This is a genomic window from Pseudomonas poae (genome assembly GCF_001439785.1).
Classification (GTDB): Bacteria; Pseudomonadota; Gammaproteobacteria; order Pseudomonadales; family Pseudomonadaceae; genus Aquipseudomonas; species Aquipseudomonas poae.
Map to the genome: position 1 here is coordinate 20315 of NZ_JYLI01000015.1, position 24099 is coordinate 44413.

The window sequence follows — 24099 nt, forward strand, 5'->3', positions numbered from 1 at the left end:
TTACCTGTTAGTTCTGACAGTTGTTCCAGCCCGGTGCCCGGCGTTTACTTGGCAAACGCCATTGCGCTTGTGCCTTTTCATCTGCGGTGGTGGCAGTCCCTCTCTTTTGATAAGGATGATCCATTATGAAAAGCACTCGTCGATACTTCGTGGCGTCATTGGGCGCGATAGCGTTAATGGGCCTGGATGCATTGATTTCTGCTCAAGCGCTTGCGGCGACCTATAACCCGCTCGGTGGTGATGTCAGCGTCAAGATCATCGCCGGGGCCGCTCCCACTGGCGCTGTTGGTTTGAGTACCGGGCCAACCGGAGTGGAGCGCCCCGTGTATTTCCGCCCGGGTTCGTCTGATGCGTTATTCATTGGGGCCAGCAACACGCTGCCGGCTGGGTGCAAACCCACGGATTTCAAGGACGACGACGGCACGACTATCCCTGTCCTGGTCAAACTCGACTGCAATGGAAAGCCCTGGCAAGCCAAACTCTCGAAGACCGGCAAACTATTCAGTGTCAAACCTCTGCCGTGATCTAGGGTAAGGTGCCTCCTGTGGTAGTCGCTGGCGCAAGAATGCCGCCAGCGCTCACGGAGGATTGCCCATGAGTTCAACCAAAGACCCCTGCATCAGTGTCTGCAAATTCAGCGACGACATCTGCGTCGGCTGTGGCCGCAGCAAGCGCGAAATCCGGGCCTGGAAGAAACTCGACAAGGTCGACAAGCGCACGGTGCTGGCCGAAGCCGAGCTGCGTCTGCTCGCGCTGGGCGCCACCGGTCGGCGGAAAAGCAAATGACCGGGTCCTTATCGACTACTCTGTGATGCGCAACACTCGCCATACGCGTATGATTCGCGACCCTTTGCCGATGCAGTCGCGCAAAGCCCCGCTTTCAACACTCTTCAGGCCAGGCCTGAATCGACCCACCGGGAGGTGCTTAAGATGAACGACAAAGACCAGAACGACAGCCAGGAAATCGGCCCAGCAGGCGAAAAACTGCAAAAGGTGCTGGCGCGTATCGGCGTGGGCTCGCGCCGCGACGTCGAAGCCTGGATCACCCAGAAGCGCATCAAGGTCAACGGCGTCGAGGCAACCCTCGGCCAGCGCGTCGATCTGCACGACGCAATCACCATCGATGGCAAGGTCATCAAGCGTGAAGAGGCCGCCGAATCGGTGCGCCGGGTGATCATGTACAACAAACCCGACGGCGAGATCTGCACCCGTGACGACCCTGAAGGCCGTCCAACCGTGTTCGACAAGATGCCCAAGCCCAAGGAAGGCCGCTGGATCAACATCGGCCGCCTGGACATCAACACCACCGGCTTGCTGATGTTCACCACCGACGGTGAGCTGGCCAACCGCCTGATGCACCCGTCCTACGAGATGGACCGCGAATACGCGGTGCGCGTACGTGGTGAAGTCGACGACGAGATGATCGAACGCCTCAAGGCGGGCGTGGTGCTCGAGGACGGCCCGGCCAAGTTCACCGACATCAAGCAGGCGCCCGGCGGCGAAGGTTTCAACCACTGGTACCACTGCGTGGTGATGGAAGGCCGTAACCGTGAAGTGCGTCGCCTGTGGGAATCCCAGGGCCTGGTGGTCAGCCGCCTGAAGCGCGTGCGTTTTGGCCCGGTGTTCCTCAACTCCGACCTGCCGATGGGCCGCTGGCGCGAAATGAGCCAGTACGAAGTCGACATCCTCAGCGCCGAAGTCGGCCTGGCGCCGGTCGCCATGCCGCAAATGAACGCCAAGAGCAAAGACAAGCTTGAGCGCATGCAGCGCAAGTCGTCGCGCCCGGTGCCCCGCACCGAACGCGTGGCACGCACCCTGCGTCCGGCGCTGGATGCACCGGCCACCGGCGGGCGTATCTCCCGTCAGCCGCACATCGAAGGTGAGCGTCGTCCTACCGCGCCGTCGCGTCAGGAAGGCGAGCGTGCACCCCGCACCCCGCGTCCAGCTCGTGGCGAAGCGCCGAGCGGCGGTCGCAGTAACCGTGGTGAAGCGGACCGTCCGGCCGACAACGCCAGCACCAAGCGCCCGGCCAAGCCGGCGGCGAACAAACGGCCCGGCCCGAAACTGGTTGCCGACGAGCCATCGGGCAAGCGCCGTGGCGCCCCGGCTGGTTCGGGACAGCGTCCTGGGTTTGGTCGCAAGAAGCCGCAGTGATGCGTTAAGCCGCGCATAAAAAAGCCAACCTCAGGGTTGGCTTTTTTTCGATCTGAATTTGCAATGCATTCCACTGTGGGAGCTGGCTTGCCTGCGAAGGCGGTAGTCCAGCAAACATTGATGTTGACTGACCCACCGCTTTTGCGGGCAAGCCCGGCTCCCACACGGACCTGCGTCATCCTGACGTTCTGTTAAAACGCAAATGTGCCATCAAACACCGGCTTGTCATCCAGCGCCAACACGCCGCTGGCAAAGATCAGGTCCAGGTGGTGGCTGCCTTTCTGTCCCCCGCCCAGTCCCAAGTGCAAACCGCAGTGGCGCTCCTCAAAACCGGCATTGCGTGCATACAAGTCCTTGACCCCTTCATTGGTGCCAATCCCCAGCTCTTCGACGCGACGATTGGACGGGTTGGCATTCAGGTATTTGTTGAAGTCTTCTGCCAGCCCCGGCACCTCGCTGGCCACGCTGCAGATGGTCGAGTTCTCGATCCACAGCTCCAGCGGGGACTCCAGCACGCCGTACTTGCGGGCAAACGGGATGGTGCTCAGAAAGGTGCCGACAAAGCGCACCTGACCATTGATGGCTTCACTGTGGGTGGCGATCTCGCCGGGGGCCAGGTCGTGGTTGCCGACCCCGTTGATATTGGTCCACTTCTTGATGCTGCTCATCGGCGCCTCAATACGTGAACCGTGCTTGTCGGTGAAGCTCAGCACGTTGGCCTGGCTCATGCGCCGGATCAGCGTGGCGTTGAGGTCGGCAATGCGCTGTGGCGCGACGCTGAACGTGTCGTAGAAGTAGTCGCCATAGTCCTTGAACAGCAGGGATTTTTTCCAGTGCTCAGCCATCACGCCCTGCAAGGCGCGGATGAAGTCCGGGCCTTCGGCGCGCGGGTTGGGCAAGGTCGAGGAATCATAGAGAAACAGGTACAGGTCGCAGGCTTCGATGGCTTCGGCCAGGGCGTCGCTGGCGGCCAGGTCCAGGCGCTGCACCTGGAAGTTGAAACGGGCATTGTTGCCTTGGGTGATGGCCTGGGCGATGGCGTCGTAGCGCTCGGTGTGGCCCAGTAGCACGGTAGGGCAGCGCAGGCCTTCAAGGGCCGGATGGTGCGCGAGGTAGTAGAGAAAGTGTTCGACGGCGCGGGCCTTGTCCATGACGTGTGTCCTTCTGTGCCTTGGGTAAGGGGGCAGGTGCCGTGCACAGCACCTGCCGAATGCCTGCCGGGTGTTAGAACGGCCACATCGCGGTGCCGAACGGCACAACGGCGTCGGCTTGCATCATTTCAACGGCGGCCTCATGGGTCGGCGCTTCAAACCAATCGTCAAGTTGCAGTTCAGTTTCCAGGTCTTTTTCCAGTGCTTGCATGGTGTATCTCCTAGAGGACGTTGTTTGAGAACGCTTGCCAACGGGCTTCGCTGGCAAGTGGGATGAACCTAGGAGAGAGTGTTTCAAAATGCAAAATATTTATTGACACGGTTTCATTTGGATTTTTTCTTCGGTTTTTTTCGAAAAAAAATTTATGCAGAGAAAACAGGCAATTGGCTGAACCGATTCTTCAGAAGTTTGCCACCGACAATTTTTCGTAAACTGCCAAAAAACCCCGCCGTAACGCACACTTTCCGGCTTGTAACGATAGTTTTACGGTTGTGGCCGGTCTTTCAGGCGTGTGCCTGAGCTGTAAGGATTGGCTGACAGATTGTCGCGCGCACCGTCCTGGGGCGTGCCGAAGCGGTCGAGCGGTGTACAATGCCCCGCGTTTTACTGTGACCGCCTCGCGTATATCACGCACAAGGCCCAGAACCGGGGTTCACCCACCTCGATCACTCCGCCCGGCCACGAGCCAGGCGGGTTCGATTTCGTCACAGATAAAAACAAACAGGTGACGCATGACCGTTAGAACGACGCTGTACTCCTGGTGCCTGCGCTGGGGTTTGAGCGGCGCTGCTTGAGTCGGTAATTCAAGGCAGCAACCTGCATTCAACATCATCAAACCTTGCGTGAGAGCCTATTCATGAGTGAACCCCATTCCCCTTCAGGCGAGCTGAAACGCGGCCTGAAAAATCGCCATATCCAGTTGATCGCCCTCGGTGGCGCCATCGGCACCGGGCTGTTCCTGGGCTCGGCCGGCGTGCTCAAGTCCGCTGGCCCGTCGATGATCCTGGGTTATGCCATCTGCGGCTTCATCGCCTTCATGATCATGCGCCAACTGGGCGAAATGATCGTCGAAGAGCCGGTCGCCGGCTCCTTCAGCCACTTTGCCCACACGTACTGGGGCGGTTTTGCCGGTTTCCTGTCGGGCTGGAACTGCTGGATTCTGTACATTCTGGTGGGCATGTCGGAGCTGACGGCCGTTGGCAAGTACGTGCACTACTGGTGGCCGGAGATCCCGACCTGGGTCTCGGCGGCGGCATTCTTCGTGCTGATCAACCTGATCAACCTGGCCAACGTCAAAGTCTTTGGAGAGGCCGAGTTCTGGTTCGCGATCATCAAGGTGGTGGCGATTGTCGGCATGATCGCCCTGGGCAGCTACCTGCTGGTCAGCGGCAGCGGCGGCCCGCAAGCCTCGGTGAGCAACCTGTGGGAACACGGCGGTTTCTTCCCCCATGGCGTGGGCGGGCTGGTGATGGCGATGGCGATCATCATGTTCTCTTTTGGAGGCCTGGAAATGCTCGGCTTTACCGCCGCCGAAGCCGACCAGCCGCGCACCGTGATCCCCAAGGCCATCAACCAGGTGATTTACCGCATTCTGATTTTCTACATTGGCGCGCTGGTGGTGCTGTTGTCGCTGACACCCTGGGACAGCCTGCTCGCGACCCTCAACGCGTCCGGCGACCCCTACAGCGGCAGCCCGTTCGTACAGGTGTTCTCGATGCTGGGCAGCAATACGGCGGCGCACATTCTTAACTTCGTGGTGCTGACCGCCGCGTTGTCGGTGTACAACAGCGGCACCTACTGCAACAGCCGCATGTTGTTGGGCATGGCCGAACAGGGCGACGCGCCCAAGGCCCTGGCGAAGATCGACAAACGCGGCGTGCCGGTGCGCGCCATCCTCGCCTCGGCGGCGGTCACCCTGGTGGCGGTGCTGATGAACTACTTCATCCCGCAACACGCCCTGGAATTGCTGATGTCGCTGGTGGTTGCCACGTTGGTGATCAACTGGGCGATGATCAGCTATTCCCACCTCAAGTTCCGCCAGCATATGGATCGCATTGGCCAGGTGCCGTTGTTCAAGGCGCTGTGGTATCCGTACGGCAATTACATCTGCCTGGCGTTTGTGGTGTTTATCCTGATGATCATGCTGATGATTCCGGGGATTCAGGTGTCGGTGTATGCGATTCCGGTGTGGGTGGCATTTATGGGGCTGTGCTATGGCATCAAGAACAAGCGGGCGGCGGCCGCAGCCCTGAAGCCGTGATCGTATTAAACCCCTGAATGTGGAGTCGGGCTTGTCATGCTGGTCATTTCCAACACCGTCCACCTCCCCGACGCCGAGATCGAGCTGACCGCCATTCGCGCGCAGGGCGCGGGGGGGCAGAACGTCAACAAGGTGTCGAGTGCGGTGCACCTGCGCTTTGATATTCCAGGGTCGTCGTTGCCGGAGTTCTACAAGGAGCGCCTGCTGGCGCTGCGCGACAGTCGGATTACCGGTGATGGTGTGCTGGTGCTCAAGGCCCAGCAATACCGGACCCAGGAACAGAACCGTGCCGATGCGCTGGAGCGTCTCGTGGAGTTGATCCAGAGCGCCACCAAGGTCGAGAAGAAGCGCCGGCCCACCAAGCCCACGCTGGGTTCGAAAAAGCGTCGGCTGGAATCCAAGACCAAGCGCGGCAGCATCAAGGCCGGGCGCGGCAAAGTCGACTTCTAGGCGTTGCGCGTTTCGCGGGCCTTGGGTGCCTGGCTGTAAAGGTACAGACAGAGCAGCATGCCACCCAAGGCTGCAAGCGCGGCGAACAGGAAGATCGACGCAAAACCGAACCCCGCCGCCACCGCCCCGGCCAATGGCCCGGTGACCCCCAGTGACAAGTCGATAAAGAGCGAGTAGGCCCCCACCGCCGAGCCACGGCTGGAGGCCGGCACCAGGTTGACCGCTTCCACGCCCAGCGCTGGAAACACCAGGGAGAATCCGAAGCCGCTCAACGCCGCGCCGGCCAGTGCCAGGTGAGCCTCCGGCGCCAGCCATAACAGCAGCAGGCCGAGTATTTCCACCGACAGGCAGGCGATGGCTACCCGAAAGCCGCCGATGCGGTTGATCAGGTTACCGAACAACAATCTCGCGCCGATAAAGCTGGCACCGAACAGGCTCAGGGCCCACACCGCGTTATCCCAGTGCTGGGTGGTGTAATACAAGGTGATAAAGGTGGCGATGGTGCCAAAGCCGATCGAGCCCAACGCCAGTGCGCACCCATGGGGGAAAACCCGGCCCAACACATTCATGAACGGCAGTCGCACACCGGCCACAATCGGCACCGCCTCTTTGCGCCAGCCGAGCGCCACGCCCATCACCGCCAGCAAAATGATGCTCACGCCCATGCTCCACAACCCCAACTGGCTGACCAGCACCACACCCAGTGGCGCGCCGATGGCCAGTGCGCCGTAGCTGGCGATGCCGTTCCACGAGATGACTTTGGCGGTGTTCGCCGCACCCACACGGCCGATGCCCCAGCCGATGGCGCCCGAGCCTACCAGGCTCTCGGCGCTGCCCAGCACGAGTCTGCCGATAAACAGGCTGGTCAGACTGAGCGCCGGAAAGCTCGCGAGCCACGCCGCGAGCAGCATGAACACACCGCTCAGGCCACAACCGGCCATGCCGATCAGCACCGCGCGCTTGCAGCCCAGGGTGTCGATCATGCGTCCGGCATAGGGTCGGCTCAGCAGGGTGGCCAGGTATTGCACACTGATCACCAGCCCTGCGATGACCGCGCCATACCCCAGTTCGCTGTGGACATAGCCTGGCAGCACGGCCAGAGGAATGCCGATGTTCAGGTAGCCGATAAAGGTGAACAGCACGATGGAAACAACTTGCAGCGTAACCGCCATGGGGCGCTGGGTATCAGGCATGGGAGAGGATCCACTGTCGCAGCAGGTAAAGATAGGCTGCTAATGATACCGATGCTTGCGCCTGTGCAGGGCGGCAAAAAGAAAAAATCCGGGATCAGGGCTGGGCAGGGGCCAGCAGTTGCGTGGTGACCAGGGCAGCGAGTGCGTTTTCCTGGGTGCCGAAACGCTTGAGCAATAGCGCTTGCTTGTGTTCGCTGAGGCGGTTCCACACCTCGACCATCTGCAAGGCAGCGTCGAGTACGGCGTCGTCGGGGGCGGTAGTGGTGGACTGGTCGGACATGGCGGATATCTCACGGTTCAGGCAGTGTGGAAAGCGCTCACATTGCGCTTTCCACACGGTCTGGTGCGGCGTCAGTCCTGGCTTTCGCTGGCGACTGGTTGTGCTTGTTGGGCTTCAGGCTGCTTCTCGCTGGCCTGTTGCGGGGTTGGCTGCTCAGTTTCGTGCAGGCTTGGGAAGGGGAGATTAGGTATCTCGTGCATCGTCGTCGCTCCTTGCAAAGTCTGTTTGTTCAATCGCAGGTAATTGCGCGCGCTCAAAAAGCCTTGGCAGGATACAGCACTGTAAATGACAAACAGACTATTAAATCGGCGTGCTGCTAGAAGGGCACCTTGCCCAGAATCATGTCGCGGTACATCACAAAGTCCCCCAGCAAGCTGTAGAACGGATGCTGGAAGGTCGCCGGACGGTTCTTTTCGAAGAAGAAGTGGCCAATCCAGGCAAAGCCATAGCCGGCAATCGGCACGGCGATCAGTAGCGGCAATGAGCCTCTTGCGATGGCATACGCCAGAACTCCGATCACCAGCGTGGTGCCGATAAAATGCAGGCGCCGGCAGGTGCTGTTGCCATGTTCACTCAGATAATACGGATAAAATTCGGCGAAACTGTTGAATTTCCTGACATTTTCCAAGATTGGCGGCCCTTTGATTGTTGTGCCGCCCAACAGATGTTCGGCGGGGAGCTTAATTGAGTCTAGAGTGATCAGTGGTAACAGCCAGTGACAATAGATGCCACTTTAGTATCCTTGGCTTCCTGGCTGCCGTTCAAGCCAGCCTAATTAAGAAGACGCCATGAGCGAACGAACAACTTCTGCAAGCTGGGCGATGGGGATAGTGAAGGCATTGGAAATGGACGGTCTGGACTGCCGTGCCTTGTTCAGGCAACTGGGTCTGGACTACGCCGCGCTCAGCGACCCCGACGCACGTTTCCCACAGGATTCGATGACCCGCCTTTGGCAGCGCGCGGTGGAACTGTCGGGCAACCCGGCGATTGGCCTGAACATGGGTAAAGTCGTGCGCCCGGCGTCATTTCATGTGGCCGGGTATGCGCTGATGTCCAGCAACACCCTGGCCGAAGGCTTCATGCGCCTGGTGCGTTACCAGCGCATCATCGCCGAAAGCGCCGACTTGAGTTTCAGGCTTTTACCCGAAGGGTATGCGCTGATTCTGACTGTGCATGGCGACCACCTCCCTCCCACCCGGCAAAGCGCCGAAGCGTCACTGGCCAGTGCATTGGCGCTGTGCGGCTGGTTGACCGGGCGCACCCTGCAACCGCGCAAGGTGCTGTTGCAGGGCGCGCAGCCAGCGGACCTTGCGCCCTACCGGCAAGCGTTCCACGCCCCCCTGGAATTCGATGCGCCCTATGACGCGCTGATCTTTGAACGCGCCGACATGGACGCGCCGCTGCCCACGGCCAACGAGGCCATGGCGCTGCTGCACGACCGCTTTGCCGGTGAGTACCTGGCGCGGTTTTCCGAGAGCCGCGTGACCCACAAGGCACGCCAGGTGCTGTGTCGCCTGTTGCCCCAGGGCGAACCCAAGCGCGAAGTGGTGGCCCACACCCTGCATTTGTCACAGCGCACCTTGCAACGCCGCTTGCAGGAGGAGGGCACCAGTTTCCAGGCGCTGCTCGACGACACCCGCCGTGAACTGGCCGAGCAGTATCTGGCGCAGCCGAGCATGACCTTGCTGGAGATCGCCTACCTGCTGGGCTTTGCCGACCCGAGCAACTTCTTTCGCGCGTTTCGCCGCTGGTTCGATGCCACCCCCGGCGAGTACCGGGCGCGGCTGCTGCAGACGTCGACGGTCAGTGACGCCAGAACGCCGGAATGCATAGAACAAAGACCGTAATGATTTCCAGCCGGCCCAGCAGCATCCCCAGCGACAGGATCCACTTGGCCGCATCCGGCAGGCTGGAAAAGTTGCCGGCCGGCCCAATGGTTTCGCCAAGGCCTGGGCCTACACCGGACACGGTACTGGCGGCGCCGGTCAGCGCGGTCATCCAGTCCAGGCCCAGCAACGACAAGGCCAGAGCGATGGCGCAGATGGTGATGGCGAAGAAAAACGAAAAGGTCAGGATCGACCGCACGATTTCTTCGTCGAGGCGGTGGCCGTTGTACTTTTGCTTGATCACTGCGCGCGGGTGAATCAACTGGTTCAAGTTGGCCTTGAGCAGGATGTAGGCGACCTGGAAGCGGAAAATCTTGATCCCGCCGGCAGTCGAGCCCGAGCAGCCGCCGATAAAGCCCAGGTAGAAAAACAGCATCAGTGAGAAATTGCCCCACAGGCTGTAGTCCCCCAGGGCAAAGCCGGTAGTGGTCACCACTGAGGTGACGTTCAACGCCACATGGCGCAGCGCCTCCAGCCAATGCAGGTTGGTGGTCCACCAGTACCAGGTGCCCAGCACCAGCCAGGTGACCACCAGCAAACCGAGCAGGCCCTGCACCTGTTGATCCTTGAGCAGTGCCCGGCGGTTGCCGCGTAACGTGGCCACATACAGGGTGAACGGCAAGCTGCCGAGGATCATCACCACCACCGCTACCCAGTGCACGGCCGGTTGTTTCCAGTGCGCCAGGGACTCATCGGAAGTGGAGAACCCGCCGGTGGAAATCGCCGACATCGCGTGGTTGATCGCATCGAACAGGCCCATGCCGGCCCACCAGAACGCCAGACTGCCGAGGATGGTGATGCCGACGTAGGCCGCCACGATCAGGCGCGCCACCATGTGCGAGCGCGGCATGACCTTTTCCGAGCGGTCCGAGGATTCGGTCTGGAACAGGCGCATGCCACCAATGCGCAGCAATGGCAGGATCGCCACCGCCATGCCGATAAAGCCGATACCTCCGAGCCAGTGCAGCAGCGAGCGCCACATCAGGATGCCCGGCGACATGCTGTCCAGCCCGCTCAGCACCGTGGAGCCGGTGGCGGTTATGCCGGACATGCTTTCGAAAAACGAGTCGGTGTAGCTGATGTGCTGGGTCAGCAAAAACGGCAGCGCGGCGAATACACACACCACCACCCAGCTTGTGACGGTGAGCAGGTACATGTCCCGCGGACGCAGGTGCACATGCTCGGGGCGGCCCGGAATCACCAGGGCCAGGCCGGCGATAAAGGTGATCAGGCTGGCCCAGAGGAACGAGGGCAGATCGCCGGTGCGGTCGAAGATGACCAGAGTGGCCATTGGCACGACCATCGCGATCGCCAGGGTGATCAGGAAGATGCCGATGATGAAACCGATGATGCGTAGGGTCGGCAACGCCATGAAGTCTGCTCGGATGGTCGCGGAAGGCGCCATTCTACCTGCGGTGCAGGGCATGTAAACCGACACATGTATAAAGCACGCGTGGCGGTGCGCTTGTTCAGCATGAGGGCTTCTTCAGTGTTTCCAGAGACTTTCCATGCCGTACGAATCGTTAACCGACACGCCGTTGATACGGCGCTTGAATGCCAATGACACCCCCTCGCAGATGGCCCTGGTAAAAAAGCTGTCCGCGCTCAATACCCAACTCATGCAGGATCTGGCGCCTCAGCCCAGGTTTGGCGACTTTGTACAATGGCGCTTCGAACAGCGCTTGAGCATCAAGCCAGCGGCGCAGGTGCACAGTGTCTTTGTGCAGAGCCGCGACCGCCAGCCAGCCTCCTTGGTACCCGCGCCAACCACGGTGGATGAAACGCTGGAGCTCAAGGCCCCGCTGCCCACGTTGATGGATGCGGTGATACAGCGCATCGTGACGGGCCAGGCATCGACCTTCGCCAGCCGTGACACCGAGTTTTTGCGCGCGTCCGAGGAGGGCGGCGAACCGCAACGTATCCCCGAGTTGACGGGCCAGGCCGTCGATGAATTTCTTGAAGACCTGGCCACGGGGCTGGATGGCCACTACCAAACCTTTATCCAACGCTATTGGGACGAGCAACGCGCGACCGATGCACGTAGCCGCTGGCTACGGGTGCTTGACGGTCGAATCGCGCAACTGCGCAGCGAAGTGGCCCTGCTAAAAAATGATGGCGTGCTTAGCACGGCGGGCGAGGCGTTGTTCGAGATGGTGGTGCGCCTGCCCGATGCGCTGTCGCGTCGTACGCTCAAGGCCTACAAACCGTGCGTGTATGGTGTGGCGCTCAAGGGCAAGGACGCTGTCAATCCGCTGCTCCACGGAGCGTTTATCCTGACCGCCCGTGACCCGCAGGACGCCGAGGTGGGCTGGGAGACGGACACGCAGGCGGCCCCGCAGGTACGTCCTGTCGACCCTTCCAGCAATCTTGGCCTTGTTCTGCTGTACAGCCCGGGCAACGGCCTCGAAGAGTTCGACTCCCTGTCCAGTCTTGATCACGAACTGCACCAGCGCCTGAACCACCCGGTGCAATTCACCCATTTGTTGGCCTTGATGGCGGAAAAACACCAGCCCCACGGCCTGGCCCTGCACCGCGAGGCCAAGACAAGCGGTCAATTGGCGTACCTCGAGTGGCTTGACTCTCCCTTCAGCCGTTCACTTGAAGATCAACGCCTCAAGCTTCATGAGGACTTCACCGCCACCGTGGCCCTCTATCAGGCGCCTGCTACGCAGACCGAGAGCGCTCGGTTGGCCGAAAGCCTGGACCGTGTCACGGACAGTGCGCGCGCTCTGGATGCGCAGCGGGTGCTGGTGGCGCGCATTCAAAAACGTGCGCAGGCTCAGCTTAAAATCTTTCTTGAGGGGGCGACCGACGCCGACAAACAGGCCTGGCGAGCAGCCATGCAGTCTTACTGCGATGGGCTCAAAAGCCTGCCTGAGTCCGAGGGGCTGCCCTCGCTTGCCCAGTTCAGTGACAAAGCCGCCATGTGCGCCTACAGCAAGGCTCAACTGACTGCGTTGATCGAGTCGCAATTGGGCTTGCAGGTTGACCCGGATGAGCTTCAGGTGCATACGCGAGCGCCTGATGTGCCCACCGTGCCTTTCGTGCCGGGGGCTCCCGCATCGTCACCGCGGGAGCCCGGCGCGCCGCTGTACACGTATCGCCAACGCAGCCTCAGTGAGTTGGCGCTTGAAAACGTGGGCGGCCTGGACTTCAACTTCACCAACTTTTCCCATCTGACCGATAAAAAGAAGCAGGCCTACACCGCCCTGACCGTCGAGCAGGTGAAGGACCTGGTGCGCACGGCCAATATCGGTAACCGCTATGACGTGTTTTTAAAGGATCGGCTGATCACCTCGCCCGAGGCCATCGCCCGCAAAAGCAATTTCGCCCGGTACCTGGCGTTGCAGGTACGGATGGACGCCATCGAGGCAAAAATCGCCGGTGATTTTCTGCCGGATCACGCCAGTCGCGGCTTCAACTGGGTACAGGTGGTACTGGATGAGCCTGTAGACAGTGACCGCCGCCAGACCGTCGAAGCCCATCGGATCATGGTGCAAAGCTTGATGCTGCGCGGCGCGCGGGTGCGAGGCGTGTGGCTGTTTCGCACGACCTCCTCGGCGGTCGCCTCCACCGTGGTCTACACACCGCAAGCGCCAGGCGGTCGGATGTTTCATGAGTTTCACGATGAGCGTTTGTTGAACGACTTCGTCTTCAACAGTTCCTGGCGTGACTATCTGGTGAGCCGCGTCGAACTGGCCCAGCGCAAAAGGATCCGCGGCATTTTACGCGGCCGCGGCTCCGCGACCATGGTGTACATGCCCAGGATTGCCGACAACCTGTTCGAGGAGGCCTACGAGATCGAGGCCAGCTTCGCCATCAACGATGCAGGGGCGAAATCGACCACAACCGGCGAAACCGACCTTGAGACCGCAATATCGGTGGGCACGGCAGCGTTCGATCTCATCACCCTGGTGTTACCGATCAAAATCATGCTGCCCATCGGCTTGGCCCGCAGTCTGTTCTCGGTGTTCAGGGCGGTAGACGCCGCCGCGCTGGGCGACCGCGCCGAGACGGCCCACCACCTGGTGCGTGCGCTGGGTGAGTTTACCGGCGCCTTGATCGACGGTGCCGTCGCCGGCCTGGCTGGCGTGCGCACCTCTGCATCCGCGTCCGGCGGGCTGAACCCGTTGATGGCCCTTAAGAAAAAACCTGGCGACGTGCAGGTACTCGACGGTTGGGAAGGCAAGGGCATTTATTACAAGGCTGCCGGCGCTGAGGGCCGCCGTCACTATTTCCTCAATGAGCAGAACCGCTGGTTTTCGATCCTCGACGAGGGCGGCGAAAAGGCCTGGCGCGTCAAGGATGCGCGCAAGCCTTACCGTTATCACCATGATCCGATCCGCCTGGACGCCAAGGGGCGCTGGGAAGTGGGCTCGCATCCCGATCGAGGATTGCGTGGAGGTCTTTCACCGGTTGAGGCGTTAAGGGCGCTCTATCCGAACCTCAGCGAAGGCCAGGCTCGCCTGGTGTTCGAGTCGTTCAATTTTCCGCGCGGGCGCGAACTGGAACTTCAATTGAGCGTGGTCCACCACCTCAGGTCGGGCACGTTACTTGACGCCTTCTATCAATATTTAAGCGTGACCCCTCAGCGGTTTTCGGTGCGTGTGCGGGGGGGCGAAGTCCCGGGTCTGTCGCTCACGTCCGTCGAGCCGGTACCAAGTACCAGCCAGGCGCGACCAGCCAGGCCGGCGTCTGAACGCATTGCCGATTGGGGACGATCCATCGATGCGGGCGAGATGCTGTTGAAAGATGCGAACTATGGGGTTTATCAGCGAGTGGGTGGGGACCCTGCGCTGCGGGGCACCGAATACCTTAAAATCGACGAGCGCTACTTTCCCATCCTGCCTGATGGCAGAGCCGCTACCACGCGGGCCGCCACTGTTCTGATGCACGACCCTGACATCCCGATCGGCACCTACGACCAATTTGAAACGATGCTCAGGACGGACCTCTATAACCAGCCGCGTGCCGCTACCTTCGCAAGGGCAGACGGTCGCTGGGTCAACGATATCGACCTGCCGTTCCAGAAAACCCTGGCCGCCTATGTAGGTGACGCCTGGCCGATGTTGTCAGTCTCCAGCCAGGCTGACGTCGCCCGTAGCCTGTTCAACAGGGTCAACAGGAATGGCCTTAACGTCGTAGGCGTCGCCACACTGCAGAGAATCCTGAGGCATTGGCGCCGAGAGCGCACGGTGGTCGAGGCGACGCTGGGCGACCCGCTGCTGTTGCTGCCTGTGACCCCGCGATCGGTTAGCGGCGAATGGCCTCTATCTCGCCAGCCAGGGCAGTACACACAACTTACCTTCCGTACGGATCAGGTTCACAGCCTGTTCCAGGACGCGGTGACCAACCGCAGCCAGGAAGCACTCAAGGCATTGATGGCCGACGTGCTTCGCCGCAATCGTTATCAACTGGTCCCCGGTTACGATCAGGTCGGCGAGCTGCTGTTCAAGCATCCAGGGCATGCCACGGTGTACTGGATGCAGGTGCACAGTGCGTTTGGATACGCCGTGGGCAACCGCGCAAGCCAGGTCGCGCCCAGAGCTTCGCTCATGAGTGCGCAGACGCGCAGCGCCCCGCTGGTGCCGCTGATTGGCGGCATTCAGTTGAGCTTCGAGGGCGGTGCCACGCTCATCTACGTGATCCGCATCTGACTCGGCAGGCTCGCGCGCAAAAAAATGCCCCGAGCCAGTCGGGGCATTTTCAGTGCGGTGCAACCATCATCCCGCCTTGATCAGAACTCGTGATCGGCGCTGTCGGGGTTCAGGTCGCTGATGCCCAACTTGCCCGCTGCGGTTTCGATCGAGCCGGTCTGCTTGACCAGTGCGGCAATGGCGTCACGCACGATCTGGTTGCCCGCGTCGTTACCGGCGGCGATCAACTGGTCGTAATGCTCACCTTTGCCTGCGTGGTCGACCATGACCTGGATCTTGGCTTCGGTCGCCGCCAGGTCTGCCTTGAGTGCCGCGTCGGCAGCGGGGTCGGCCTTGGCCACCAGGGACGAGAGGCTGGCACCGGTCATCTGAGTGCCGTCGACGCGGGTGTATTCGCCCAAGTAGACGTTACGGATGCCCTTGGCGTCGTAGAAGTGCGAGTTGTGGGTGTTGTCGCTGAAGCAGTCCTGCTCGTCTTCCGGCGAGTTGGCCTCCAGGGACACCTTCATGCGCTCACCGGCCAGCTCGCCCAGGGACAGGCTGCCCATGCCGAACAGCATTTTGCGCAGACCGTCGGTGGCGGGTTCGCTCTCCAGGGTGGCGCGGTAGTTGTCTTCGACGTTGGGCTTCCAGTTGCCGACCATTTCTTCAAGGTCGCTGACCAGCAGTTGCGTCACCGAACGCAGGTAGGTGCGACGGCGTTCGTTGTGGCCGCCGGTGGCACCGTCACCTGTCAGGTAGTCCGAAGCAGGACGGTTGCCCGCGCCCGGGCCGGTGCCGTTGAGGTCCTGGCCCCACAGCAGGAATTCGATGGCGTGGTAGCCGGTGGCGACGTTGGCTTCGGAACCGCCCAGCTCATTGAGGCTGGCGAGTTTTTCCGGGGTGATGTCTTTGACGTCGACCTTGTCTTCGCCGACCTGGATCTCGTTGTTGGCGATGATGTTGGCGGTAGCGCCCGGGTTGCCCAGCGCGTGCTCGTAGGATTTGTCGGTGTAGTCGATCAGGCCTTCGTCCAGGGGCCAGGCGTTCACCTGGCCTTCCCAGTCGTCGATGATGGTGTTGCCAAAGCGGAACACTTCACTCTGCAGGTACGGCACGCGCGCGGCGATCCAGGCGGTGCGTGCGGCTTTCAGGGTTTGCTCGTTCGGGTTGGCGAGGAAGGTGTCGACGGCGGTCTGCAGGGTTTTTGCAGTGGACTCGGCATCGCTGTACACCGCGAACACCATGTCAGCGTAATGTGCGACCACCGCTTTGACGGCAGCTTCGTCGACGTTGCCTGCCGGTGTGGCAGCCGCTGGAGCGGTGGTGCTGGCAGCCGGGGTCGGCGCCTGGGGTGCTGCGGCCTTGTCTTTACCTTCTCCGCAACCGGCGAGAGAAATGGCAATGGCCAGCAGACTGGCGGTGGCCAGGGGCATACGAATCATGGCGAACATCCTGCTTCGAGTGTTGATAGGGCGCGCGGGGGCGCGCAAAAACTGCGACATAATGCGAAAGATTTGCATTTTGTGTAAAGGGTTATACGCGGGAAATATCAAGTATCGCCGTGTCGATTTAAAGAATCGTGGCGTGATCGCGCTCCGATTGCTTCAGGTACGCCACCAGCTCCCGCGCCTGCAGCGGCTTGCTGTAGTGGTAGCCCTGACCTTCATGGCAACCTTCGGAAATGATGTAAGCCTCCTGTTCCAAGGTTTCCACACCTTCGGCGATCACCTGCATGCCCAGGCTTTTGCCCAGTTGGATAATGGCGCGCACGATGGTGGCGTCGTCATCGTCGTCCAGCAGGTCCTGCACGAAACTCTTGTCGATCTTGATCTTGTCCAGCGGCAGGCTCTTGAGGTAACTCAAGGATGAATAGCCGGTGCCGAAGTCATCGATGGCGATCAGTGCGCCGGAGCGGCGCAGGCTCAGCAGGTGCTGGGCAGCGGTGCTGATGTCTTCCATCAGGCCGGTTTCGGTCACTTCCAGCTCAAGGCTGCCCGGCGGCAGACGGTAGACCTGCATCAGGTTGTTGACCATTCGCGGCAACTCGCTGTGGTGCAACTGCACAGTGGACAGGTTGACCGCCATGCGTAGCGCGGTGAAGCCCAGGTCATGCCATTCGCGCAGTTGCCGACACGCCTGGTCCAGCACCCACTCGCCAATCGCAATAATGGTGCCGTTCTGCTCCGCCAGCGGGATAAACAGGTCCGGCGGTACCATGCCGTGTTCCGGATGCTGCCAGCGGATCAGCGCTTCAACGCCGACCACGCGGTGGTCGCGATAGCTGATCTGTGGCTGATACACCAGGTGAAACTGCTCGCGGCCCAGGGCCTCGCGCAGGTCCTTTTCCAGCTCGCGGCGGCGACGAATTTCGCTGTCGACGCTGGCGATATAGAACTGGTAGCGGTTGCGCGAGCGGCTTTTGGCCAGGGTCATGGTCTGTTCGGCTTTCTGCAACAGCTTCTCGGTGCTGTCCCCGTCTTCCGGGAACAGGGTGATGCCGATGGTTGCGCGCAGGCGGATGTGTTCGTGTTCGAGGGCAAACTCCGCTTCCAGGTCATCAAGGATGCTCTGCGCCAGTTCGGCGGCTTCGTAGGGTTGTTCGATGTCGGCCTGCACCAGCGCAAACTGGTCACCGCCCAGGCGCGCCAGGGTGCCGAGCCGACCGCTGTGGGCACGCAGGCGGTCGGCCAGGGCTAGCAGCAAGCGGTCGCCGGTCTGGTAGGTGAACTGCTCATTGACACTTTTAAAGTCGTCCAGCCCCACGCACAACACGGCCACGCAGCGTTGCCGGCGGCCGGCATCGATCAGGATCTTGTCCAGTTGCTCCTGCAGCTTCTGGCGGTTGGGCAGGCCGGTGAGAAAGTCGTACTGGGCCATGCGCAGCAAGCTGGACTCGGCTTCGTGGCGCAGGTGGGTGTTGCGCTCGATGGATTCGAGCAACTGGTTGGCGGTGGTGATCCATAGCCCCAGTTCGTTGCGTTCATGGCCCTTGAGTTGCGGGATCTTGTGCTCGCTGGGCCTGTCGGGGTTGATCGAGGTCAGGTGCTCGATGATCCGTGACAGCGGTCGGGTCAGCATCCAGTGATACACCAGGTACAGCACCAGCCCCATGGCCAGCGCACGCAGCACGCCGGAAATGAAGATGATCACCGAGCTGACCAGAAACCCTTCGCCATAGGTGGCGGTGTCGAGGGTGATACTCAGGTCACCGTAATACTCGCTGTAGGGGCCTTTGCCGACCAGTGATGTGGTGAATGAGCGTTCCTGACCCAGAATCAGGTCGGTCAACCAGCGGCTGGCGGATTGCTCCAGGGGGCGGCTTTTTTCCGCGAGCATGGTCTCGTTGGGGTGGCCGATGGAGGCTGTGCGCACCGCTTCGTCCTGAAAGAGTCCTTCGATCACCTGCATGCCCATCTCGCGGTCCAGGCTGTAGACGGCTTGGGTGGAGGGGTCGCGAAACATGTCGAGGATGCGCTGGGCATCGCCGGCGACGGCCTGGCGCGTCTTGTAGGCATCGAAAACGATTTGCGCCACGCTCAGCGCCACGCCCACGATCAACGCCGACAGCAGCACTACCCGTAGCAACTTCACCGACAAGCTGTTTTTGAGTTCCAGCTTCAAAGGGGCATTCCTTGTCTCATGCGGGTGGCCTTCAATATGCCATGAGTATTGGCAATCCACGCATGGCAGTCAAAGGAACATTCGGGCCGGGATAAGCGGAAGTGTTAGAAGGAGGGGGGAGGGGAAGAGGGCGGATGGCATCCGCCGCTCTCTGATACTGCGCTTGGGCGTGAGACGAGTGCTTGTTACGAGTACGTAATCTGCACGGAGTTGGCCTTGTGCGTGTCTGCGCCGATTTTGCCTTGCTCCTGATCCTGGTTTTGCTGGTCCATCATTTTGCTCATCATGTCCATGCCTTTTTCCAGCATCGGCATGATTGCTGACATAGCCGACATACCCATCGAGATAGGATCCATTGCGAACGCTCCTGCATGAAATGAGAGAGTTATTTCTCTCTCTGCCTGTGTGGTAAATGCCTCCTGCCGAGTTCCATCCGTCCTGCATCATGCTCCGGGTGTCGCCCACAAAAAAGCCCGGCAATCGCCGGGCTCTTTATCCTGCAAGCGTTACTCAGGCAGTGAAGGTCTTGCCTTCGAACTGCTCGGCCACGAACTTCCAGTTGATCAGGTTCCAGAACGCTTCCACATACTTTGGACGCACGTTGCGGTAGTCGATGTAGTAGGCGTGTTCCCACACGTCGCAGGTCAGCAGCGGGGTATCGCCGCTGGTCAGCGGGTTGCCGGCGCCGATGGTGCTGGCCAGGGCCAGGGAACCGTCAGCCTTTTTCACCAGCCAGCCCCAACCGGAACCGAAGGTGCCGACGGACGTCTTGGTGAACTCTTCCTTGAATTTGTCGAAGGAACCGAAGGCTGCGTTGATGGCTTCAGCCAGTGCGCCGGTCGGTTGGCCGCCGGCGTTTGGCGCCAGGCAGTTCCAGTAGAAGGTGTGGTTCCAGACCTGAGCGGCGTTGTTGAAGATGCCGCCCGAAGAAGAAGTGACGATTTCTTCCAGGGTCTTGCCTTCGAACTCGGTGCCAGGCACCAGGTTGTTCAGGTTCACGACATAGGTGTTGTGGTGCTTGTCGTGGTGGTACTCCAGGGTTTCCTTGGAGATATGCGGCTGCAGGGCATCGTGTGCGTAGGGCAGCGGCGGCAATTCGAAAGCCATGATGATTCTCCTAATCAGGTCAGTTGCGGTGAGCGCAAGGCCGATCACGGGCGGCCAAACAAGCGCCGGGGAGTTTGTACTCTTTGCGGCGCAGGGGCAGGATCATAGCACCGGGGGTGCGGCAAAACCACGCAACAACTGTGTGGGATAGAGGTTCCAAAGCCTTTTGGAATAAGTTCAGGGCGTGCTTATTAATTGGTAGGCCACGCTGAACATCATCACCGCCACCAAGAGGTCCAGCAGCCGCCAGGTTGCCGGGCGTGCAAGCCAGGGCGCCAGCCACGCGGCACCTAGCGCCAGGGCGGCGAACCACAGGAATGACGCGCTCGCGGCCCCGGCCACAAACGCTGCGGGTGCAGCCTGTTGTGCGCCCAATGAGCCGATCAGCAACACCGTGTCGAGGTAGACGTGGGGGTTGAGCAGCGTGACCGCCAACGCGCTGAGCATCACCGCGCGCAATGAGCGCGCCTTGAAGCCTTCGTCCTGGTCCAGGCTCTGCTTCGAAAACGTGCGACGCAAGGCGAGGGCGCCGTACCACAACAGAAACGCCGCGCCGCCCCAGCGTGCAATCGCCAGCAGCAGCGGGTTCTGTGCCAGCACCGTGGCCAGGCCGAACACCCCGGCTGCAACCAGAATCGCATCGCACACGATGCACAGCGCCGCCACCGGCAGGTGATGTTCACGGCGCAGGCTTTGCGCCAGCACGAAAGCGTTCTGGGTGCCGATGGCCATGATCAGGCCGAGGGCGATCAACAGCCCGTTCACATAGCTTTGCCACATAGGATTTACTCCGCGTCCGCCGCCAATTTCCGCAGCACCTGCAGGGCGCGTTGCGCATCGGCGCATCCGACGAACAGGTGGTCGTGGTAATAACCGGCGATTACATTGCAGCTGATCCCGGCCCGGCCCAATGCGCTGGCGAAGGCGGCGGTCAAGCCCACCGCTTCGAGCGCCGAGTGCACGTTCAGGGTGATCCACGCGGCCACGTAGTCGAAGGCCAGCCCGGCCCGTTCGGCTTGCTGGCGCTCCACGATCAGGGTCAGGCCCTCCTGCTCGCGAAAGCTGCCGATCACTTCGCAGCCGGCAGGGATGTGGTTATCGGGGACTGTGCAGAACACGTATTCGCCATCATTCAGATGAGGGCTCATGCTGCGCAGCAGGGTCGTGAGGGCGGTTTCGCCAGCCATTTGAAGGTCCTTTATAGAGAGGCAATGCTGGCTATTTTCATCGGATGGGTTATATAAGAAAAACCAATATTGCTGATCGCTCATTAGAGAAACTGATGTTCGACTATAAATTGCTGTCCGCCCTCGCAGCTGTGGTAGAGCAGGCCGGCTTCGAGCGTGCCGCTCAGGTGTTGGGGCTGTCGCAGTCGGCCATTTCCCAGCGCATCAAGCTGCTCGAGGCGCGCGTCGGCCAGCCGGTGCTGGTGCGGGCCACGCCGCCTACACCTACCGAGATTGGCCGAAGACTGCTCAACCATGTGCAGCAGGTGCGGCTGCTGGAACGCGACCTTCAGGGCCAGGTGCCCGCCCTGGACGAGGAGGGCATGCCCGAGCGCCTGCGTATCGCCCTGAATGCCGACAGCCTGGCCACGTGGTGGGCCGAGGCCATCAGCGATTTTTGCGCCGAACAGCATCTGTTGCTCGACCTGGTGGTGGAAGACCAGAACGTGGGCCTCAAGCGCATGCGCGCCGGTGAGGTGGCAGCCTGCATCTGCGCGAGTGAGCGCCCGGTGGCCGGCGCGCGTAGCCTGTTGCTCGGCGCCATGCGCTATCGCGCGCTGGCCAGCCCTGCCTTTATCGCTCGACACTTTCCCGCCGGGGTAAAGGCCGAGCAACTGGCGCGCACACCGGCCCTGGTGTTTGGTCCGGATGATTTCCTGCAACACCGTTACCTGGCATCCCTCGGGGTGGATGGCGGTTTCGAACATCATTTATGCCCGTCGTCTGAAGGGTTTATCCGTCTCACCGAAGCCGGCCTGGGCTGGGGCCTGGTGCCGGAACTGCAGGTGCGCGACCAGTTGCTGGGTGGCCAGTTGGTCGAGTTGTTGCCTGATAAGCCCATCGATGTGCCGTTGTACTGGCATCATTGGCGCAGCGGCGGGCAACTGTTGGGCTTGCTGACCGAGCATCTGGCCCGGTCGTGCGGGCAATGGCTGGTGTCGTTGGAGGGATGACGGGCGTCAAGGTAGCAGCGATGAAAAACGAAAGAACACGGAGTAATACATGAAGATTCTGGTCACCGGCGCAAGCGGCTTCATCGGCGGGCGTTTTGCACGCTTCGCCCTGGAGCAGGGCCTGGACGTGCGGGTCAACGGGCGGCGCGCCGAAAGCGTGGAGCACCTGGTACGGCGCGGCGCCGAGTTTATCCAGGGCGATCTGAGTGATGCCGAACTGGTACGCCATCTATGCCGTGACGTCGAAGCCGTGGTGCATTGCGCCGGCGCCGTGGGCGTGTGGGGCAAGTACCAGGCATTTCATCAAGGCAATGTGCTGGTGACCGAAAATGTCGTCGAAGCCTGCCTCAAGCAGCGGGTCGGGCGCCTGGTGCACCTGTCTTCGCCATCGATCTATTTTGACGGGCGCGACCACCTGGGCCTTACCGAAGAGCAGGTGCCCAAGCGCTTCAAGCATCCGTACGTTGCCACCAAGTACCTGGCCGAGCAGAAAGTCTTCGGCGCCCAGGAATTCGGCCTTGACGTGCTGGCTCTGCGTCCGCGATTCGTCACCGGCGCGGGCGACATGAGCATCTTCCCGCGTCTGCTGAAAATGCAGCGCAAGAACCGCCTGGCGATCGTGGGCGATGGCCTGAACAAGGTCGACTTCACCAGTATTCACAACCTCAATGAAGCCTTGCTCAGCAGTTTGCTGGCTACCGGTTCCGCGCTGGGCAAGGCCTACAACATCAGCAACGGCACGCCGGTGCCGGTATGGGATGTGGTCAACTACGTGATGCGCCAGATGGAAATGCCCCAGGTGACCCGGTATCGGTCCTACGGCTTGTCCTACAGCGTAGCGGCACTCAACGAAGCCTTCTGCGCGATGTGGCCAGGGCGCCCGGAGCCGGCGCTGTCGCGCTTGGGCATGCAAGTGATGAACAAAGATTTCACGCTGGACATCAGCCGGGCGAGGCATTATCTCGACTATGAGCCCAAGGTCAGCCTGTGGACCGCCCTCGACGAGTTCTGCAGTTGGTGGAAAGCCCAGGATCCGGGGCTCAAATAAGCTCACAACCAGCAACACATCGGGAACCGAATTTACGGTTCCGGGTCGATCAGTGCGGCGGGCGCACGGTTTATACTCGCGTCGCTCGGCTTGCCAGCCATCTCACCGATTCAGGGTTGATTCATGCGTAACGATGCCAACGACGATTTCGACAATGTTCCCAGCCTGCGGGCCGACGCCGGGGACGACGATGATTTCGTGCCGACGCCCGCCACGTCCGTACGCTCGCGGCCCACGCCCGTGGTCAAGGTCAGGAGCGCCAGCACCGGGCCTTTGTGGGCGCTGGTCGGCGCGCTGCTGATCGCGTTTGCCGGCCTTGCCTGGTGGAGTTTCCAACAGATCTCCCTGATGGGCCAGCAACTGGTGGCAACCCAGGAAAGTTTCGCGCGCATCAGCGAAGAAGCGGCGGGGCGTCTGCAGGATATTTCCGGCAAGGTGGTGGCCAGTGAAGCCAACGTCAACACCGGCAGCGAAGCGCTGAAGCAGCAGATCAAGCAGCTGGAAACCCAACTGCTGGAGCAGGGCAAGCAACAGGTTGGTGTGGCGGGCCAGGCCACCGAGTTGGACAAGCGCCTGGCGCAGATGACTGCCAGCACGACTGAACTGTCCAGCGCCAATGCCGCCTTGCAGGGTCAGGTTCAGGCGCTCACGGATGCCGTGGCGACCCTTAAGGCGGCGCAGGGTGATGCCGGCAAGCGCGATGCCGAGCTCAAGGAACTGGCTGCCGATGTGGCTGCGTTGAAAAAGCAGGGCAACCCGACGGCCGCCATTGCCCGCCTTGAGCAGGACATGGTGGTGCTCAAAAGCGCACAGGAAACCCAGCCTGCCAACGTGGATGCGCCGACCAATAAAGAGTTCGACGTATTCCGTATCCAGACCACGCGCAATATCACCACCCTGCAGAGCCAGGTGCAGACCCTGAGTCAGCAGCTCAACGCGCCGCGAGCCGGCCAGTGACCTGAACCGGATCAACTGGCCTGTTGTGGCGAGCGGGCTTGCCCCGCGTTGGGGTGCCAAGCGCCCCCACTCCAGCAAAACGCGGTGTACCTGATACGGCTCAGGGCCTGGTTTTGGGGCTGCTGCGCAGCCCAACGCAGGACAAGCCCGCTCGCCACAGGGAATCTGCGCTT

Annotated in this window: 22 protein-coding genes; 10 read left to right on the plus strand and 12 right to left on the minus strand. The window is 61.2% G+C overall.

Going from position 1 to position 24099, the window contains the following annotated elements:
• Nucleotides 1-125 precede the first annotated feature (125 nt).
• The 3 genes from TU75_RS17885 (at nt 126) to rluB (ending at nt 2154) form a co-directional block, all read left to right on the plus strand.
• A complete protein-coding gene (locus TU75_RS17885) occupies nt 126-524 on the plus strand; it encodes a hypothetical protein (protein WP_003237742.1) in 399 nt (132 codons plus the stop codon).
• 70 nt (nt 525-594) lie between these two features.
• The gene (locus TU75_RS17890) at nt 595-786 is read left to right on the plus strand and encodes a DUF1289 domain-containing protein (protein WP_003237744.1); all 192 of its coding nucleotides are present in this window, start codon (nt 595-597) and stop codon (nt 784-786) included.
• A gap of 144 nt (nt 787-930) precedes the next feature.
• Nucleotides 931-2154, plus strand: a complete 1224-nt coding sequence (gene rluB, locus TU75_RS17895) for a 23S rRNA pseudouridine(2605) synthase RluB (protein ID WP_060549657.1) — start codon at nt 931-933, stop codon at nt 2152-2154.
• Nucleotides 2155-2345: 191 nt separating this feature from the next.
• Here rluB and TU75_RS17900 read toward each other — a convergent pair whose 3' ends face one another.
• Nucleotides 2346-3305, minus strand: a complete 960-nt coding sequence (locus TU75_RS17900; protein ID WP_003237749.1) for a CgnE/CgnB domain-containing protein — start codon at nt 3303-3305, stop codon at nt 2346-2348.
• A gap of 73 nt (nt 3306-3378) precedes the next feature.
• On the minus strand, nt 3379-3516 hold the full coding sequence (locus TU75_RS27675) for a hypothetical protein (protein WP_003237751.1): 138 nt from the start codon (nt 3514-3516) through the stop codon (nt 3379-3381).
• Nucleotides 3517-4162: 646 nt separating this feature from the next.
• Here TU75_RS27675 and TU75_RS17910 point away from each other — a divergent pair.
• Together TU75_RS17910 and arfB are read left to right on the plus strand one after the other, a co-directional pair.
• A complete protein-coding gene (locus TU75_RS17910; protein ID WP_060549658.1) occupies nt 4163-5566 on the plus strand; it encodes an amino acid permease in 1404 nt (467 codons plus the stop codon).
• A 36-nt stretch (nt 5567-5602) separates the two neighbouring features.
• Nucleotides 5603-6016, plus strand: a complete 414-nt coding sequence (gene arfB / locus TU75_RS17915; RefSeq protein WP_003237756.1) for an alternative ribosome rescue aminoacyl-tRNA hydrolase ArfB — start codon at nt 5603-5605, stop codon at nt 6014-6016.
• On the opposite strand, the gene TU75_RS17920 is transcribed toward arfB, so the two are convergent.
• The 3 genes from TU75_RS17920 to TU75_RS17930 form a co-directional block, all read right to left on the minus strand.
• Nucleotides 6013-7209: an MFS transporter gene (locus TU75_RS17920; protein WP_060549659.1), complete on the minus strand. Its 1197-nt coding sequence runs from the start codon at nt 7207-7209 to the stop codon at nt 6013-6015. The two genes, arfB and TU75_RS17920, sit on opposite strands and share 4 nt — an antisense overlap.
• 94 nt (nt 7210-7303) lie before the next feature.
• A complete protein-coding gene (locus TU75_RS17925) occupies nt 7304-7489 on the minus strand; it encodes a hypothetical protein (protein WP_015372824.1) in 186 nt (61 codons plus the stop codon).
• Nucleotides 7490-7805: 316 nt separating this feature from the next.
• The gene (locus tag TU75_RS17930; protein WP_003237761.1) at nt 7806-8117 is read right to left on the minus strand and encodes an Mpo1-like protein; all 312 of its coding nucleotides are present in this window, start codon (nt 8115-8117) and stop codon (nt 7806-7808) included.
• A 160-nt stretch (nt 8118-8277) separates the two neighbouring features.
• Here TU75_RS17930 and TU75_RS17935 point away from each other — a divergent pair, with 160 nt between their 5' ends.
• Complete coding sequence (locus TU75_RS17935; protein ID WP_060549660.1) at nt 8278-9336, plus strand: AraC family transcriptional regulator; 1059 nt, start codon at nt 8278-8280, stop codon at nt 9334-9336.
• Here the strand turns inward: TU75_RS17935 and TU75_RS17940 are convergent.
• Complete coding sequence (locus TU75_RS17940) at nt 9293-10747, minus strand: TrkH family potassium uptake protein (protein ID WP_015372821.1); 1455 nt, start codon at nt 10745-10747, stop codon at nt 9293-9295. The two genes, TU75_RS17935 and TU75_RS17940, sit on opposite strands and share 44 nt — an antisense overlap.
• 136 nt (nt 10748-10883) lie before the next feature.
• Here TU75_RS17940 and TU75_RS17945 point away from each other — a divergent pair, with 136 nt between their 5' ends.
• A complete protein-coding gene (locus TU75_RS17945) occupies nt 10884-15032 on the plus strand; it encodes a dermonecrotic toxin domain-containing protein (RefSeq protein WP_060549661.1) in 4149 nt (1382 codons plus the stop codon).
• Nucleotides 15033-15112: 80 nt separating this feature from the next.
• On the opposite strand, the gene TU75_RS17950 is transcribed toward TU75_RS17945, so the two are convergent.
• The 6 genes from TU75_RS17950 to TU75_RS17970 form a co-directional block, all read right to left on the minus strand.
• A complete protein-coding gene (locus TU75_RS17950; protein ID WP_060549662.1) occupies nt 15113-16456 on the minus strand; it encodes an imelysin family protein in 1344 nt (447 codons plus the stop codon).
• A 127-nt stretch (nt 16457-16583) separates the two neighbouring features.
• Nucleotides 16584-18635 carry a putative bifunctional diguanylate cyclase/phosphodiesterase gene (locus TU75_RS17955; protein WP_060549663.1) on the minus strand — a complete coding sequence of 684 codons (2052 nt, stop codon included), beginning with the start codon at nt 18633-18635 and terminating at the stop codon, nt 16584-16586.
• Nucleotides 18636-18820: 185 nt separating this feature from the next.
• Nucleotides 18821-18991, minus strand: a complete 171-nt coding sequence (locus TU75_RS27680; RefSeq protein WP_163001042.1) for a hypothetical protein — start codon at nt 18989-18991, stop codon at nt 18821-18823.
• A gap of 154 nt (nt 18992-19145) precedes the next feature.
• Nucleotides 19146-19742 carry a superoxide dismutase gene (locus TU75_RS17960; protein ID WP_060549664.1) on the minus strand — a complete coding sequence of 199 codons (597 nt, stop codon included), beginning with the start codon at nt 19740-19742 and terminating at the stop codon, nt 19146-19148.
• Nucleotides 19743-19919: 177 nt separating this feature from the next.
• Complete coding sequence (locus TU75_RS17965; protein WP_015372818.1) at nt 19920-20522, minus strand: LysE/ArgO family amino acid transporter; 603 nt, start codon at nt 20520-20522, stop codon at nt 19920-19922.
• Between the two features lie 5 nt (nt 20523-20527).
• The gene (locus tag TU75_RS17970; RefSeq protein WP_060549665.1) at nt 20528-20929 is read right to left on the minus strand and encodes an ACT domain-containing protein; all 402 of its coding nucleotides are present in this window, start codon (nt 20927-20929) and stop codon (nt 20528-20530) included.
• A 95-nt stretch (nt 20930-21024) separates the two neighbouring features.
• On the opposite strand from TU75_RS17970, the gene TU75_RS17975 reads away from it, so the two are divergent.
• The 3 genes from TU75_RS17975 (at nt 21025) to TU75_RS17985 (ending at nt 23926) form a co-directional block, all read left to right on the plus strand.
• Nucleotides 21025-21921 (plus strand): LysR family transcriptional regulator ArgP, encoded by an 897-nt coding sequence (locus TU75_RS17975; protein ID WP_060549666.1) that lies wholly within the window; start codon nt 21025-21027, stop codon nt 21919-21921.
• 49 nt (nt 21922-21970) lie between these two features.
• Nucleotides 21971-22969 (plus strand): NAD-dependent epimerase/dehydratase family protein, encoded by a 999-nt coding sequence (locus tag TU75_RS17980; RefSeq protein ID WP_060549667.1) that lies wholly within the window; start codon nt 21971-21973, stop codon nt 22967-22969.
• A gap of 123 nt (nt 22970-23092) precedes the next feature.
• The gene (locus TU75_RS17985; RefSeq protein WP_060549668.1) at nt 23093-23926 is read left to right on the plus strand and encodes a hypothetical protein; all 834 of its coding nucleotides are present in this window, start codon (nt 23093-23095) and stop codon (nt 23924-23926) included.
• Nucleotides 23927-24099 lie beyond the last annotated feature (173 nt).